The sequence below is a fragment of the Corallococcus sp. RDP092CA genome (assembly GCF_041903675.1).
In the GTDB taxonomy this organism is placed as follows: domain Bacteria; phylum Myxococcota; class Myxococcia; order Myxococcales; family Myxococcaceae; genus Corallococcus.
Genome location: NZ_JAYESI010000051.1, coordinates 1 through 14,020, shown reverse-complemented (window position 1 = coordinate 14,020; position 14,020 = coordinate 1). Strand labels below are relative to the sequence as shown.

The window sequence follows — 14,020 nt, the reverse complement described above, 5'->3', positions numbered from 1 at the left end:
GGCGGCACACTCAACCGATGAGTACAAAACCCCGAGTTCGTCGAGGTCGTGTCAAGTGGTGTGGAAACGCGTCAGGCGGCGCGACGAGTTCCCTGCGGTAGCATGACGAGGTTGCCGTCCTCGTAGGTGCGGCCGGCGAGTACGTTTCGGAGGTGCTCGGCGGCGTCGAGTTTGCGGAAGCTCTTCTGGGCGACGAGCAGCAGCTTCCAGAGTAGTAGGGTGGCGTTCTCCACCTTGCGGAAGCGCTTGGCCGCATCGGTGCGCAGCCGAAGCGAGGCGAAGGGGCTCTCGATGATGTTGGTGGTGCGCGGGTGCTTCCAGTGCTCCTTGGGGAAGCGGTAGTAGGTGACGAGCCGCTCCCAATCGTCGAGCAGGCACGCGGTCGCCTTCGTCACCTTCGGCTGGTACTCGGCGACGAGGCGCCTGCGCTGGGCGGCTGTCGTCTTCCTCCAATCCACGTCGAGGACGGCCACCGCCTCTCGCATGGCGTCCACGTCCGCGCGCCCGACGGCGCGGCGAAGGCGCGCGGTAAGCAGGGCCACGGCGCGCTCCATGCCTGCAGCGGTGCCTACGTCCAGGGCCTTGGCCACCGGCAGCCGGAGGACGTCCCCCGCGAGGCTGTTCGCCACCGCCCGCACTTCGTGGATGAGGAGGAGGCTGTCAGCGGGAGCTGTGCACATGGGGCACCTCCTGCGTCACCAGCCCCACGGAACTGCGGCGCCTGACGCGCATCTCGACGCCAGCCGGGGTGGGGGAGAAGACGACGTCGTGGCTGGCCGCGCACCTGTCACACAGCGCGAAGACGAGGAGGCCGTTGCGCCACAGCGTCGTCGCCTCCTCCAGCGGGCCACGCCTTCGACACATCCGGCACTCCAGGACACCGCGCTCGGCGTCTGCCTGGGCCTGGAGCACCCACGCGCGCTGAAGCTGCTCAGGCGTCATGTGGGTTGCCCCGAGAACCAGGTGTCGAACTCCTCGCGGGGGACGGGGATGTGCTCGGTGTCCTCCATGTACCTGCGGGCCAGCGCCAGGCGTCCTTGGGCCAGGCGCTCCTCCTCAGCCCGAAGCTCTTCTCGCAGCCCCAAGAGGCGTTTCGCCTCGCCCAGCAGCGAGTCCTTGTCTTTCTGCGGCGTCAAGTCGCTGGAGCTGGTTTGAAATGTGTCGCGCAACATTTCAGACGCAAGGTGTCGCTCGGGAAAATGTAGCGGAGCCAGCCGAGGAGACAGCGAAGACCGCCGAGCATCGGGTCGCGCTGCTGAAGGACGCGAAGTTCCTGCTGTCGCTCCGTGAGGAGTTGGCGGCCGAAGAGCAGCGGCTTGCCGAGCGCAGGATGGCGTTCGCGCGAGGAGCTCTGGAAGCACCCACGGAGGTGGCGCAGTTCGGAGAAGGAAGTCGAACTCGTCGCGCTCGGGTTGGAAGACCTGGTCCTCGGCGAAGCGCAGCTGCGCCTCCGCCACCGAGCGGTTGAAGTCACGCCCGTCGCCGCGCAGCAGCGGCGGCAGGCGGAACGCGCTGCCCACCTTGTCGATGTTGCGCGCGTCGTAGGCCTGGAAGAGAGCATCCTGCTGCTGTGCGTCCGTCAGGGGGCGCAGCTCAATCTTCGCGCGGCCTCCGTCGCCGGTGCCGTCCGCCTCGAGGATGAGAATTTTGTGGAAGTTGGCCTTGCCCTTGAGGTTCTCCTCGATGAAGCGCTCGATTCTCGGGACTGACGCGTCGGAGAGCCTTCCGCCCGAGACGAGCAGCGCCAGGGGCGGGACGGACTTGTTGTTGAAGTAGAGGTAATTGACCTCCTCCATCTGCCGGGAGCCGAGGACGGACAGCAGGGTGCCCACCCAGCGCGGAATGCCGTAGGGAGAGCGCGGCGAGTGGATGGCGAAGTGGATGAGCTCCGTGGAGGGACCGTCGGAGGCGTCCGCGGCCTTGAGGGCGGCGACGTCCTTGAAGGCGCGGCCGGTGAGGCGGGAGATGACGCGCGAGTCCCCGAAGGACTTGAAGTACACCCGCTCGCTGCCCTGCACCTGAATGTAGCGACGCAGGCGTCGGCGGGTGGTGACGGTGTCGAAGCTGACGGCGGAGATGCGCACGCGCTCGCGCACCTCGACGGCCTCCTTGTCCAAGGGGAGCAGGCGCACCGTGTACGAGGGGACGTAGACGAAGCGGGCGATGTCGCCCTTGCCGTCGCGCAGCACCTCCCAGTACGCGTTGCCCGTCACCTCCAAGTCATGGCGGGTGCGGCGGCGCAGCTCGACGAAGCTGGAGTCGAAGCAGCAGAAGTCGAAGAAGGACTCCAGGCGAGCCTTCTCCACTCGGGCCTGCTGACGCACCTCCTCCGCGTGAGCCGCGACGTCCTCGTCCGTGGGGCGCAGGGGTGTCCCCGGCGGCAGCGTGCCCGCGTCATGGGCAGCGGCTCGTTCCAGGGCCATGGCGTCGGCCACCTTCTGCTGCGCTCCGTCGGCGTCGAAGTCGATGGCCGGCTCGAAGCGGAAGCCGAAGCCGTCGATATTCGTGGCGTAGGCATCGACGTTCTGCCTCAGCGAATTGGAGTGCTCGACGAGGAGGCAGAGCGCCTCCGGCTCATACGGGGGTTGGAGGGCGCCGGCCTCGCTGAAGGCCAGGGCGTCCTCTCCACCGGGGCGGCTGGCGGGCTCGTCGACGCGGGCGCCCACCACCACCGCCTTGAGAATCGACTGGAGGCGCTCCTCGGCCTGGTGGACTTCGGCAGGCACCGTCACGGACGGTCCTCCACATAGGCCAGGAGGCCCGTGGGCGTGTGAGAGACGGCGCGCACGCGCTGCCCGCGAGCCGCAATCTCCATGTGGACTGCCTCCAGCAGTCCGTCGAGGGTGGAGGCTTCGACGGTGAAGTTCGGCCCAGGGTGTGGCGTGCCGCCCGAGCCGGAGGAGAGGACGAAGACTTTGACGTCGCGCTGCACACGGGCCTCCCACACGAAGTGGAGGCAAGGCGCGCGGTGGGAGGGGCGCCCTCGACGTGCGAGGGCGTTGGGGGGGGCCGCGCGCCTCACCTCCAGCAAGGACAAAGGCCTCGGGCCCAATTTCGGGGACATCGGGTGGGAGTGCTTTGGGGGTGTGTCGAGACGAACTGCGACACGCCAGGGAGGGCGCTGCGGCGCCGTCCCTGACGAACACGTTGAAGCCCTCTTCAACGCGGAGGAGACACCATGGACACCTACCGTGTCGCGAGATTGCCCGCGCGCCTGCGTGGCTTCGCGCTGCCGGACACGAGCACGCAGCCCGGAGGCTACGTCGAGGCGGGGGACCACCTCGTGCTCGAGGAGCAGGCCAACCACCCCACGCCCGACACCGACTACGCCCGGCTGCTGGTGTCGAAGCTCGGCGCGCTCGATACCTGGGTGTGTACGCGCTGGCGCACGCAGCGCTACGCGACGCTCGTCTCCCAGGAGCGCGCGCCTGCCATGGCCCGGCTGTCGTTCGCCAATGAGCCGCTGGCCGTCTCGGAGGAGCGTCTCTTCGCGCTCCTGGGGGCGTTCCTCGACTACAGGTACGACGTGAGCCGGGCGTACTACCCGTGGGCGCTGCCCGGCGTCCGTGTCCCGTTGGCGCCGCCGCGGTTGAACAACTGCTGCACCTTCGTCGAAGGCTTGTTGGTCAAGGCTTTCTCCGAGGCGCACGGCGCGGCTTTCTCGTGGGACATGCGCCGCCACCGGCAGATGATGATCGCCTCCACGACCGACTACTTCTCCCCGGTGACGGCCGCCATCGAGTCCGGCATGGCCCTGCCGGCGCCATCGGCGGATGTGCCGCCCCACCCTTGGACACTCATCCAAGGGTGGCGCAGCCAATGGGGCTCGGGGCACACCTTCCTTGCCGTGGACCACCACGCGGAGACGGACAAGGTGCTGGTGCTGGAGTCCAACGCCGCCTTCGGGCTCGACGGCGTTGGCTACCGTGGTCTCGGCAACCTGCGGGACGTCGGCCTCCAGCCGCCTGCGCAGTGGTGGACGCGGAGCGAGGTGTGGACGTGGCGCCGCATCTGCTCGACGTACCCCTTCCGGCGGCAGGTCTGGCTGAAGGTCAAGGCGCGAACGGCAGCGAGGCGTTGAGCCCTTGGATGTTCGTGTTACCAGCGCCCTTGCTTTCGGGGCCATTGAGCGCGAGTGGCCGATGGCGAGTAGTGCGAGCTGAGGGCGAAGGTCTCGTTCGAGCCTCCTCCCTCGGTGCCGCAGTTCACTACCTCACGACGTGCGTCGAGGTCGCCAGCTCGACGTCCCACGTGCCGTCAACATCGATGTTCGGCACGCCGACGAACCCGCCCGGCGGGAGAAGCCCTCGTCGAGTGCTTCCTCCACACCCTCAAGGAGGAACTCAGGTAGCTTCAAGACGGGGACAGCGCTGAGCAGCTGCGCTCTGCCATCGCGACCTGGCTCGAGCACTTCGTGGCAAGCGACCACATCCGTTCCGCAGCTGGCAGACGCCCATGGCGCGTCGAGCCGAGAAACTCGAAGCCCGCCTCGCGAGCGCCGATTGACTGCCTGGACCGAGCGTCCACGCACCCAGCTATTCTCTGTGCGTGTTCGTGTCTTGACTTCGAGGGGGCGCTACATGCTTACGTGCCGCCTATGACAACGCGCGTATTCAACGCGGGCGCTCTCTTCGCCATGGCCGTGGCGACGCTTGCTTGCTTCGGATGTGGTTTCGAGGATGGGCTCGACGACGAGGAAGATACCGTGAGTACCTCCTCTGCGTTGCTACCGAGCGTGTACAAAATCGCCGTCCAGAGCAGCGCGACCTCGTCGATAGAGGCGCCAGGAAAGTGTTCGCCTAGCCCCGGGCAGGGGGGGAACCTCATCGAGGAGGGACAAAGGTTCTTGGGCAAGTGCGAAGGCGCCGGCCTTCCGCCGCAAGTCGTGGGGACGACGGGCAACCGCTACTTGCGATTCAGGACAGACCCAAACGTCAGCGCAGCGAAAGACCGTACGGAACTGATGGTGAATCAGGAGTACTTTCCGTTCGGCCAGCGCGTCTATGTGGGCTTCGAGTTGATGATTCCTTCGGGAACCGACGACACCAACGACTACTTCTATCTGATGCAGCTTTGGCAATGCTCGCCGGCCTCGCCTATCGGCGGCGTGCGGGTCTCCCGCGGCAAGGGCAATGGCCACACTATCAACTTTCTAACCCGAGGTGACTTCAGCGAGAACTCCTTTGGAAGCACCACGTTGAAGCCTGGGGTCTGGCACACGTTCATCATCAGCTACGTCGTGTGGCCGAGGGGGGGCGAAGGCGAGGTGAAGGTCTGGGTAGACCGAAGTCCAGATCCCATCGTCGTCAATGCGTCGTTTGGCTACTTCAACCGCGACACGTGCGTCGAAGGTGAGAGGCCACCGCAGCATTTTCGGGTGAAGTTCGGGATGTATAAGGGAAACGAACCCGGCTCCCGATTCGAGTCCCGGCTCCGAAACATGAGAATTGGTACGAGCTACAAGTCCGTGCGCCCATGGTGAGCGGACCGCGCAGTCCGTCTGTCGCTCGAACTTCGTTGAGGGGCACGCACAAACTCGTGAGCCAGCGGCGCCTCGTGCGTGCCACCCTCGTCTGGTGACCGGCCAAGAAGGATGCCGCTGGTGACGACGCTCGCTGCGCGCTACCGTGCACTCCGATTGCAGCATCGCGCGTAGTTGAGTGGAAAGGGGCGCAAGCTGCTGAGGGACTAGCGTGCTCTGTCCCGGCCCCCTTCTGGCGCGGGCGCGGCCAGTGGCTTGGTTGGGTTCATCCGATAACCCGCACACCAATCTCCCCGGTGCCTCGTCGCTCGGGCCCCCGCTCGCGCTGGCACGCCAGGGCGACGGCCCAGAACTTGTCCGCGTGCCCGCGGTTGGTGCGCTCGGCGTCGAAGGAGACCTTCCCCGAGGGCAGAACGCGCCGCTTGATGGAGTGAATCTGCCCGACGAGCTCACGCTGGCGCGGCAGGGTGACGTCGCGGCGCTGGAGCAGAATCTTGAAGTCGGTCGCCCATCTCTCTTTGGAGTCGTTCGTGAAGTTCTCCTCCACCACCTGGGGGAAGTCGCGGGCAAGATTCTCCGCGAGGTTCATGCCGATGCCGCTCTTATCAACGCTGAGGCGCGCCACGGGCAGGACGGACAGGAGTCGACGGAGGTGGGCTTCCTGCTCCGCGAAGGGCACGCCCTCGAAGCTCTTCAACATGCGGCAGGTGAAGCGGCCCTCCACCTCTTCGAAGACGGCCAACTCGGAGCGGTCTCGCGTGCGGCCCACGTCGAAGCCCGCGACCAGGCGCCCCTGGGGTACGGGCACATCGGAGGCGTCCTGGGCCAGCGGCAGTTCGTCAGTGGTGCACGGGAGGATGAGCTCGTAGGGGAGGAAGCTGTAGGACTCGTCGACGTAAAAGGCATTCGAACTCCTGCTGGAAGTCCTCCTGCGGCAGGGAGTCGAACTGCTCGGTGAGGACGGGGCGCCCGAAGCGCGCGACGCGCTCCTCGGTGGACATGAAGGGGGCCTCCACCGAGGCGCGCCGCACGTCGAGGGAGAAGAAACGGCACAGCCACCAGGGCACCTGCTGGCGCGTGTGGTGCGGGTACTTGCGCAGCTCCTGCGAGGCGATTTCCCAGAAGATGCCGCGCCGGCCCAGCGGGGTGCTGCAGCCGGTGAGCTGCCCGTGCGAGCGGAGGATGAGCGCGGTGCTGCCCGTGTAGACCTCGCGGTCGTTCACGTAGTGGGCCAGCTCGTCGAGGTACGCGTCGCCGCGCTTGCCGCGCGGAGGCTTGGAGGGCACGGAGATGATTCGGGAGAGGCGCCGGCCCTTGGCGTTGGACTCGAAGGCCAGCTCCGTCTTCGCATCCGTCACGAGCTTCTTCTGGAAGGCTGTCGGCAGCTCCTCGTACACCTGCCGGGCGATGAGCACCTTCTCGACGGCGTCCGACAGGTTGTAGGAGACGAACACCGCCGTGTGGCCGTCGCGCAGGTGGCAGCGGGCGAGGGCCTCGAGGGCGAAGAGGAAGGAGAAGCCCACCTGGCGGCTCTTCGCCACCCAGCGGAAGCGGGAGCGGTTGTCCAGCAGTGCCTGCTGGTAGGGCTCCAGCACCACCGGCTCGCTGTCGTAGTGGCACAGGCCGGAGATGAAGCCCGCCTCGGTGGCGAGCCACTGGGTGAGGTCGTCCTCGGTGCGCTTGACGATGCCGAGCGTCACGGTGTCCTCCTTCAGCTGAGGCCGACGGTCATCGACGAGGAACGCGCGGCATCCTCCAGGACGCCGAGCACCTCGGGCTGCCAGAGGAGCTGGTGGGCGGAATGGTCCTGGAGGGGGCAGGGGACGGCCTCGGCGTAGTCCTGGCCCGCGTCCGTCAGCTCCCACTCGTCGTGCTCGTTGCGCCGCTGGAGGCCGCACGCCTCCAGGCGGAGGTTCATCGTGTGGACGGACAGCCCCGCCTTCTGGCCGAGCTGCGCGGCGGTGATGCGCGCGGGTGGCTTGGGGGCGGCAGACAGCCCCCTGCGATGGGGCTCCATCGTCAGCCCCGTGTCCATGTGGATGGCGTCGAGCGCGCGGTCCGCTGCCAGCTCCGGTGTGAGGCCCGGGATGAACGAAGCGAGCGTCCTGGCCACTTCCAGGTGGGCCAGCACCAGGTCCTGGAGCGGTGAGACGGGGGCCAGGCGTGGCTGTGTTGACGGAGCACCTGACACCGTGTGGCTGCCCGTCTTGCGGTGTGCCTCGAAGTTGAAATGGGCCAGCGGATGCACAGCGACTCCTCTCAGGGAAAGGCCGAGGCCGCGCGGGCCCGGCTCAAGAATGCGCAGCGGGGTTAATGACTTGTCTTGTGGGGGCGACAGAGCGCGTATGGCCGCGTCCTCTTCACCAAGGAGTCGCCATGTCTGCCTATGCCGCTGTCGTCCGAGCACCCCGCACTCTCACGGAGAAGGAGGTTGCGCGGCTGCTGCGCGCCACAGGGGAGCACAAGGATGGATTCAGGGACCACTGCCTCTACAGCCTCGCGCTGGCCTCGGGCCTGCGTGAGCACGAGCTGGTGGCCCTCAACGTCGGGGACATCTTCGACGAGCGCGGGCGCGCACGCCGGCACGTGCTGCTGCACGTCTTCAAGGGCAGCCGCCGGCACCCGCGCCCCCAGGAGGTTGTCCTCTCGGACACCGTGCGCGCGAAGCTGGAGAAGCTGCTGCGCCTGAAGCGCGCGCAGGGGCACGACGTGGGGCCCCAGGCACCGCTCTTCCTGAGCCGCAAGGGCCTGCGCTTGTCCACGCGGCAGGTGCGCCACGGCTTCGCGGTGTGGCAGCAGCGCGCGGGCCTGGAGCGGCACCTGAACTTCCACGCCGTGCGCCACACCGCATGCACCGGGGTGTACCGACGGACGAAGGACATCCGCCTCACTCAGAAGTTCGCGAGGCAGCGAAGCATCGACTCCACCGTCATCTACACGCACCCCTCGGACGACGAGCTGGTGCGCGTGACGAACGACTTGCCCTGCTGATGGGGCACGCCGCCTCCGCGCTGAGCGCCCGCGAGAGCCCCTGGTTGGGCCGTGGTGCCGCGCGGAGGCGGTGAGGGGTGGCCGTGCTCGGGGCCCGCGCGGACTGCCCCAGGCGCAGGCGCAGCCGGCGAAAGTGAACAGCGCGAGGCGTTCACTTACCGGGTGCAAATGAACGGGTGCGGGGTGTTCACTTTTTCGAACCTGAGCCTCTCGAAAAGGGCCCCAGGTACACGCCCCGGCGGCGAGGCCCGCACGAAAAAACACACCACCCCCCACCCTGGCGTCTGGGGTAGGCGGGGTAGGCGTGCTGGCGTCGTCGGTAGGCATGGTTGCGCCCTGCCGGGGCAGGCGGTGAAGGTGGCGGGGAGGAGCTGAGCCGCGAGGGCGCGCGGCGGGTGGCGCCAACCTGCGGAAAGCGGCAATCGGCCTCGGCGCTTCGGCCCGTCAGGAGGCCTCGTAAGCGCGCGAAACAGCGTGGGGGCGGTGACGCCGAATGGCCGCCTTTACGCATTTTCGGCCATTCGGCTCGGCCCTGGTAACGGCACGCGCGCCCAGGTGCGCGCGGGGCGGAGTGTGGGGGCGCGGAGGGCAGCTCGGGGAGGCGTGGGGCTCACGAGGAGGACAAAGGCCTGCGGCCCGAAGCGTTGGGGGACACGCGCGCACGAAAGGGGTGCCACGCGGCGACAGGCGCGGCGCGCGGGGTTGCCCGGGGGCGCGCGCCAGGTGGGCCACGTGGCGGCCAGCGGGGCTTTGGCGGGGAACGGGCAGACGGGCCGGGGAAGTGAACGGCGCGCAGGCGTCCGGCCCGCTGGACGGAGTGTGCTTCCGGGCCCGAGTTATGGCCCGGAGCGATACCGCGGCGCTCGAGGACCTGGTGGCTGTTCGCCCTAACCCCGCGAAACTACGGAGGCTGTGGCGCCAGGCGTGTGCATCCGCGCGCCAGGTGGAGCTCCCAGGGGGAAAGTGAACGGGCGCGGTCTGGCGACGTGAAAGTGAACGGCGAAACTGAACGCAAAAAGTGTCCGTTCACTTACCGGAGGGCGCTCTCAGTCGGGGTCGGTGGGGGCGGGAGAAGAAAGAGGCCTTGTCAGCCGAAGGACGTCTATCTCGCTCGCCCATCGCATTGAAGCAGTGGGGCGAAGCACGGAGGCTCGCGGCGGTGATTGAGGCGTGCCCTCATCACACCCTGTCGTCCGAATGGCAGGGCGCCCGCCGGAGAAAGGCCAATCCATGAGCGTCCACAGTCTCGAAGGGAAGAGCGTCCTCATCGCCGGTGGTGCGAAGAACCTGGGCGGGCTGCTCGCCCGCGACATGGCCCAGCACGGGGCCAAGGCGGTGGTGATTCACTACCACGGCGCGAGCGCGAAGAATGCCGCCGAGGAGACGCTGGGCGCCATCAAGGCCGCGGGGGCCAAGGGGGTGGCCCTTCAAGGGGAGCTGACGAGCGCCCGGGGGATGGAGAAGCTCTTCGCGGATGCGATTGCCGCGGTGGGAAGGCCGGACATCGCCATCAATACCGTCGGGAAGGTGCTGAAGAAGCCCATCGTCGAGACGAGCGAGGCGGAGTTCGACGAGATGAGCGCGGTGAATGCCAAGACGGCCTTCTTCTTCCTCAAGGAGGCGGGGAAGCACCTCAACGACAACGGCAAAATCTGCACGCTCGTCACGTCCCTGCTGGGTGCGTACACGCCCTTCTACGCGAGCTATGCCGGGATGAAGGCCCCCGTCGAGCACTTCACCCGCGCGGCTTCGAAGGAGTTTGGCGAGCGGGGCATCTCCGTGACGGCGGTAGGCCCAGGCCCCATGGACACGCCCTTCTTCTACCCAGCGGAGGGGGAGGACGCGGTCGCCTACCACAAGACGGCGGCGGCGCTCTCGAAGTTCTCCAAGACGGGCCTCACCGACATCAAGGACATCGTCCCCTTCATCCGTTTCCTCGTCACGGAGGGGTGGTGGATGACGGGCCAGACGATTCTCGTCAACGGGGGGTACACCACGAAGTAGTCGCCGTGGGCGTGCTCATTCCGGTGGGTGGGGAGCGAGTCGCTCGCCTTCGATGGAGGGGGTGTCCGCCTGCGCCGCGTCGTCGCTCTCCACCACCTCCGCATCCACCTCGCCGCGCTCGGCGGGCGTTGTTTCGCGCGCAGCGCGCAGCGCCTGGGCATGTCGGGCCTGGAGGCCCTCCAGAGAGAAGCTGGCGTGCAGCTCCTGGCGCGAGTCGGCGCCGCCCATGAGGTACTCCTTGAGTCTCACGAGGGTGTTGAAGTCGGTGGGGTTGTCGACGCGCACGCGGCCTTCGGCGAGGGCCTCCTCGAAGCCGAGGAGGTAGCCGTCAATCATCTTCAGGGCGTCGTCCTTGGAGACGGCGATGGCGGTGGCGCGCAGCTCAATCAGCTTTTGGTCCGCCTTGGTAGCGATGCGGACTTTCGCCTCCTCGCGGCGGCGCAGGCAGTTGTGCTCCCTGGAGTAGTTGGCGATGAGGGAAGTGGCGACGCCGAAGCGCTCGGCCAACTCGCGGTACGAGGCGTAGGACGTCATGGTGGAGCCGTCGGGGAGCGTCTTCACGTCGCCGAAGACGAGGGCGCGGTCCAACTCCTGGCGCGGGAGGGCGGGCTCCTCGGACTTGAGGGGGCGGCCCAACTTGCGCGGCGCGGCCGGCGGCGGGGGCGGTGGCGCTTCGGGGGGCGCGGACGTTGGAGGAGGAGGCGCCTCTGCAGGCGCGGGAGGAGGTAGCGCTTGGGCAGGAGCGGGCGGAGGAGGAGGAAGCGCGTCGGCAGGTGGGGGCGGCGCGAGCTTCGCGGGCCTCGGAGGAGGAGGTGCTTCGGCACGCACCAGCATGGCGCGTGCGGTGCCCGCGAGGAGGTGCCTGCGGCGTCCGAGGCAGTCGTGGTGCTCGGCATAGCGGGCAATGGCGCTGTGGGCGACGCCGAAGCGCTTCGCCAACTCGCGCAGGGAGGGGAAGCGCCTCTTCACATAGCCCCGTGAGGAAGGCACTTCTTCGCCCTCGACGAGGAGTCGGTCCACGGTGTCCGTGGGAAACCGAGGGCCTTCGGCCTTGGTGGGGCGCCCCAGCTTCTTGAAGGGCTTCTTCTTCGCCATGGCTGTCCCTCAGCAGCCTCCGGGGGGCGGTGCTGCGGCGTCCACGTCCTGGGTGCGCAGGCGCTGCATCAGCCGCGTGCGCTGGCGCTTCAGGCGCTGGTACACCCGCTCGACGTCGGTGGTGTCGCCGTCGACGAGGCGGCTGACGTAGGCGCGCAGCTTCTCTCGTCGGACGACGGTGGCCATGAGGACTTCGACGTCGCTGCGAGGCAGGGTGGCCTGGGCGAGGTGTACCAGCACGGCATCGCGCTTCACGAAGCTGCGGCGGACGCTGGGCCGTCGGACGCGCTCCACTGGCGCGGCGGGGCGTGAGTCGGGCAGCCACGCCGCGAGCTGCTGGGGCGTGTACTTGTCGTGCTGCTCCGCGCGCTCCTTGCGGAGGTAGCGGAACACCTCGCGAGCTGTCTGCTGGCGCAGCCGGACTGCCGTCCAATCCCGCCAGCGGGGGAGGGGGAAGTTGCGTGCGACGGAGAGGAAGGTGGCGAGGACGAGCTGGTCCAGGTCCTCCTTGGGCACGCCGTTGCTGTGGAGGCGGCGGCGCAGGCGCGTCAGCATGGGGGCGTAGGCGGAGGCGAGGGCCGCCGTCCAAGCGGGGCTGGAGGAGGCCTGAATTTCGGCCACCAGGGCCCGGGTGAGGGCTTCCCGCTCTGGGTACGTCTCCTCGCGCGCGTCATCCAACGTGGCCAGCACCGCTTCGAGCGTGGCATGGCGCGCGAAGGCCGGCTGCCTCGTGCGCGCAGCCGCGAAGACGGCCTCGTGTCGTGGGGCGAGCGCCTCCACACGCAAGAGGCCCAGGAGGTGGCCGAAGAAGTCACTCACCGAGGACGGGCCTCCCACCACTCGCGCACCAGCTCGAGGAAGTCGTCCAGCGGCATGGTGACGAGGGGCGGCTGCCCGTCGTCCTTGCACACGGCGAGCGGCCAGCGGCCCGGCGGGCACGTCTCCACCGCCTGGCGCATGGCCTCCCGGACGTTGGTGCGTTGGTGCGCTTTCGATTCCACCCAGAAGCAAGGCACCTCGACGTCCGGTACCTCTTCACCACTGCGGTACTGGAGGCCGCGGCGGATGAGAGCGTCGGGCATGGCGTCGCGGAAGCGGTGGACGAGGGCGCGCTCCCAATCGGCACCCTTGCGACGAGAGGATGCGCCGCTCACGAGACACCTCCCGACTCCTCCAGCAGCCGCTCCATGTGCCCACCACGGGCCATGCGCACGGCGAGGCAGCGGGCTACCTCCAGCGCGCAGCGAGCGTCCGCCATGGCCCTGTGCGGCGTCGGCCGGTGGAGGCCGAAGCGTCTGGCCAGGGCGTTGAGGGAGAGGGACTCCACCTCGCCCGTGGCAAGCAGCGGCCACGCGAGGCTGGCGGTGTCGAGGCGGTGGTAGTCGACGCTGGGCAGCGTCAGCTCGGTGCGGCGATAGGACTCGACGAGGAAGCCCCAGTCGAAGCTGGTGTTGTGGCCGGCCACGAGGGTGCCCGCCAGGAGCGGCGACACGGTGGCCAAGACTTCCTGGAGCGGCAGCGCGTCTCGCCACTCCTCGTCGGAGTAGCCGCACACGGCCAGGGCATTGGGGTCGGCATCGGCCAGCCGGGTGGGCTGAACGCGGGCCTCGTACTCCGCCAGCACCTTGAGGCTGCGGGCGTCGACGCGGAGCACCGCCACCTCCAGCACCTCGTGACGGGAGGCATCCAACCCCGTCGTCTCCAAGTCAATGAAGGCGAGCGTCCGCAGGTGCGGGGGGAGGCTGGGGAAGAGCGACGGGGGAAGGGCAGAGACAGGGGTGGTGTCGGAAGCAGGATGAGCGAGCAGCACTACGCGACCTCCTTGGCCCAGAAGCGGGGCGAGTGGTGTTTGGCGGCGAGGGAGTCCAGCTCGGCCTTCAGGAGCGCGACGCGCGCGGTGCCCAGGCGTTTGCCCGCGTCCTTCAGCAGCGCGTCGAGGGCCTTCTTCTCGACGCTGGCGAGGCGCTGCACCAGCTCCTCACGGGAGAGGCCGGTGGCGCGAGCCAGCACCGCGACGGTGGGCTCCAGCGGGTAGTCGAGGCTTGTTGCATTGAACATGCGGTAGCGCGTGCCGGCGAGGACGAGCTCGTCCTTCTCGGCGAGGTGGGCGCGGAGGACGTCCTCCAGCTCCGCCTTGCGCGCGCCGAGAATCTTCGCGAGGTGGGCGACTTCCTGGCGCTCGCGGGCGACGGACTCCAAGTCCGAGGTGTCCTCGCAGACGACGCCGCGCTGGCCCACCAGCGCCCGGGCGTAGGCGGGGCAGGTGCGGCGGTGGTCGCAGTACACGCAGTTGGGGTTGAGGCGGGCGGGGAAGGTCTCCGCGGGTCTGGCTCCCATCCTGATCACGCAGTCCGGTGGACCTGAGCACGCAGGGGGGCGAGCGTGAGAGCCATGGCGGCGTCCCAGCGCGCGGAGAGCACCAGGGCACGGAGGTCGAGCACCTCCTGA

The 14,020-nt window shown here is 68.4% G+C and carries 16 protein-coding genes; 4 read left to right on the top strand and 12 right to left on the bottom strand.

Annotated features, from left to right (window positions below; genetic code table 11):
• Positions 1-71: 71 nt before the first annotated feature.
• The 4 genes from U8525_RS32915 to U8525_RS32900 all read right to left on the bottom strand — a co-directional run bounded on the left by U8525_RS32915 (position 72) and on the right by U8525_RS32900 (position 2,932).
• The gene (locus U8525_RS32915; protein ID WP_374270693.1) at positions 72-680 is read right to left on the bottom strand and encodes a transposase; all 609 of its coding nucleotides are present in this window, start codon (positions 678-680) and stop codon (positions 72-74) included.
• A complete protein-coding gene (locus tag U8525_RS32910) occupies positions 661-864 on the bottom strand; it encodes a hypothetical protein (protein ID WP_374270692.1) in 204 nt (67 codons plus the stop codon). Before U8525_RS32910 ends, U8525_RS32915 begins: the two co-directional genes overlap by 20 nt.
• A 74-nt stretch (positions 865-938) precedes the next feature.
• Positions 939-2,732, bottom strand: a complete 1,794-nt coding sequence (locus U8525_RS32905) for a phage portal protein (protein ID WP_374270691.1) — start codon at positions 2,730-2,732, stop codon at positions 939-941.
• On the bottom strand, positions 2,729-2,932 hold the full coding sequence (locus U8525_RS32900; protein ID WP_374270690.1) for a hypothetical protein: 204 nt from the start codon (positions 2,930-2,932) through the stop codon (positions 2,729-2,731). The genes U8525_RS32905 and U8525_RS32900 overlap by 4 nt, the downstream gene beginning before the upstream one ends.
• A 246-nt stretch (positions 2,933-3,178) precedes the next feature.
• Here U8525_RS32900 and U8525_RS32895 point away from each other — a divergent pair, with 246 nt between their 5' ends.
• Positions 3,179-4,081: a hypothetical protein gene (locus U8525_RS32895; RefSeq protein WP_374270689.1), complete on the top strand. Its 903-nt coding sequence runs from the start codon at positions 3,179-3,181 to the stop codon at positions 4,079-4,081.
• Between the two features lie 555 nt (positions 4,082-4,636).
• A complete protein-coding gene (locus U8525_RS32890) occupies positions 4,637-5,482 on the top strand; it encodes a heparin lyase I family protein (protein WP_374270688.1) in 846 nt (281 codons plus the stop codon).
• 265 nt (positions 5,483-5,747) lie between these two features.
• On the opposite strand, the gene U8525_RS32885 is transcribed toward U8525_RS32890, so the two are convergent.
• The 3 genes from U8525_RS32885 to U8525_RS32875 are packed head-to-tail and all read right to left on the bottom strand — an operon-like array spanning position 5,748 to position 7,730.
• Positions 5,748-6,290, bottom strand: coding sequence for a terminase (locus U8525_RS32885; RefSeq protein WP_374270687.1), 543 nt, complete (start codon positions 6,288-6,290; stop codon positions 5,748-5,750).
• A gap of 31 nt (positions 6,291-6,321) precedes the next feature.
• Positions 6,322-7,182 carry a terminase large subunit domain-containing protein gene (locus U8525_RS32880; RefSeq protein ID WP_374270686.1) on the bottom strand — a complete coding sequence of 287 codons (861 nt, stop codon included), beginning with the start codon at positions 7,180-7,182 and terminating at the stop codon, positions 6,322-6,324.
• 11 nt (positions 7,183-7,193) lie between these two features.
• Complete coding sequence (locus U8525_RS32875; protein ID WP_374270685.1) at positions 7,194-7,730, bottom strand: hypothetical protein; 537 nt, start codon at positions 7,728-7,730, stop codon at positions 7,194-7,196.
• 128 nt (positions 7,731-7,858) lie between these two features.
• Between U8525_RS32875 and U8525_RS32870 the strand changes: the two genes are divergently transcribed.
• Positions 7,859-8,473: a tyrosine-type recombinase/integrase gene (locus tag U8525_RS32870; RefSeq protein WP_374270684.1), complete on the top strand. Its 615-nt coding sequence runs from the start codon at positions 7,859-7,861 to the stop codon at positions 8,471-8,473.
• A 1,230-nt stretch (positions 8,474-9,703) separates the two neighbouring features.
• Positions 9,704-10,477 (top strand): SDR family oxidoreductase, encoded by a 774-nt coding sequence (locus U8525_RS32865; protein ID WP_374270683.1) that lies wholly within the window; start codon positions 9,704-9,706, stop codon positions 10,475-10,477.
• Between the two features lie 15 nt (positions 10,478-10,492).
• Here U8525_RS32865 and U8525_RS32860 read toward each other — a convergent pair whose 3' ends face one another.
• The 5 genes from U8525_RS32860 to U8525_RS32840 are packed head-to-tail and all read right to left on the bottom strand — an operon-like array spanning position 10,493 to position 13,909.
• Positions 10,493-11,572: an AT hook motif domain protein gene (locus tag U8525_RS32860; RefSeq protein ID WP_374270682.1), complete on the bottom strand. Its 1,080-nt coding sequence runs from the start codon at positions 11,570-11,572 to the stop codon at positions 10,493-10,495.
• A gap of 9 nt (positions 11,573-11,581) precedes the next feature.
• A complete protein-coding gene (locus U8525_RS32855) occupies positions 11,582-12,412 on the bottom strand; it encodes a hypothetical protein (protein ID WP_374270681.1) in 831 nt (276 codons plus the stop codon).
• Positions 12,388-12,726 (bottom strand): hypothetical protein, encoded by a 339-nt coding sequence (locus tag U8525_RS32850; protein ID WP_374270680.1) that lies wholly within the window; start codon positions 12,724-12,726, stop codon positions 12,388-12,390. The genes U8525_RS32855 and U8525_RS32850 overlap by 25 nt, the downstream gene beginning before the upstream one ends.
• Entirely contained in the window at positions 12,723-13,382 is a 660-nt protein-coding gene (locus U8525_RS32845) for an exonuclease domain-containing protein (RefSeq protein WP_374270679.1), read from the bottom strand. Before U8525_RS32845 ends, U8525_RS32850 begins: the two co-directional genes overlap by 4 nt.
• A complete protein-coding gene (locus tag U8525_RS32840; RefSeq protein WP_374270678.1) occupies positions 13,382-13,909 on the bottom strand; it encodes a hypothetical protein in 528 nt (175 codons plus the stop codon). Before U8525_RS32840 ends, U8525_RS32845 begins: the two co-directional genes overlap by 1 nt.
• Positions 13,910-14,020: the final 111 nt, after the last annotated feature.

What these genes read in the sequence shown, in the direction of transcription:
- U8525_RS32895 (WP_374270689.1), top strand. Translation starts at nt 3,179, where the DNA reads ATGGACACCTACCGTGTCGCGAGATTGCCCGCGCGCCTGCGTGGCTTC.
- U8525_RS32910 (WP_374270692.1), bottom strand. Translation starts at nt 864, where the DNA reads ATGTGTCGAAGGCGTGGCCCGCTGGAGGAGGCGACGACGCTGTGGCGC.
- U8525_RS32870 (WP_374270684.1), top strand. Translation starts at nt 7,859, where the DNA reads ATGTCTGCCTATGCCGCTGTCGTCCGAGCACCCCGCACTCTCACGGAG.
- U8525_RS32860 (WP_374270682.1), bottom strand. Translation starts at nt 11,572, where the DNA reads ATGGCGAAGAAGAAGCCCTTCAAGAAGCTGGGGCGCCCCACCAAGGCC.
- U8525_RS32865 (WP_374270683.1), top strand. Translation starts at nt 9,704, where the DNA reads ATGAGCGTCCACAGTCTCGAAGGGAAGAGCGTCCTCATCGCCGGTGGT.
- U8525_RS32840 (WP_374270678.1), bottom strand. Translation starts at nt 13,909, where the DNA reads ATGGGAGCCAGACCCGCGGAGACCTTCCCCGCCCGCCTCAACCCCAAC.
- U8525_RS32890 (WP_374270688.1), top strand. Translation starts at nt 4,637, where the DNA reads ATGGCCGTGGCGACGCTTGCTTGCTTCGGATGTGGTTTCGAGGATGGG.
- U8525_RS32915 (WP_374270693.1), bottom strand. Translation starts at nt 680, where the DNA reads ATGTGCACAGCTCCCGCTGACAGCCTCCTCCTCATCCACGAAGTGCGG.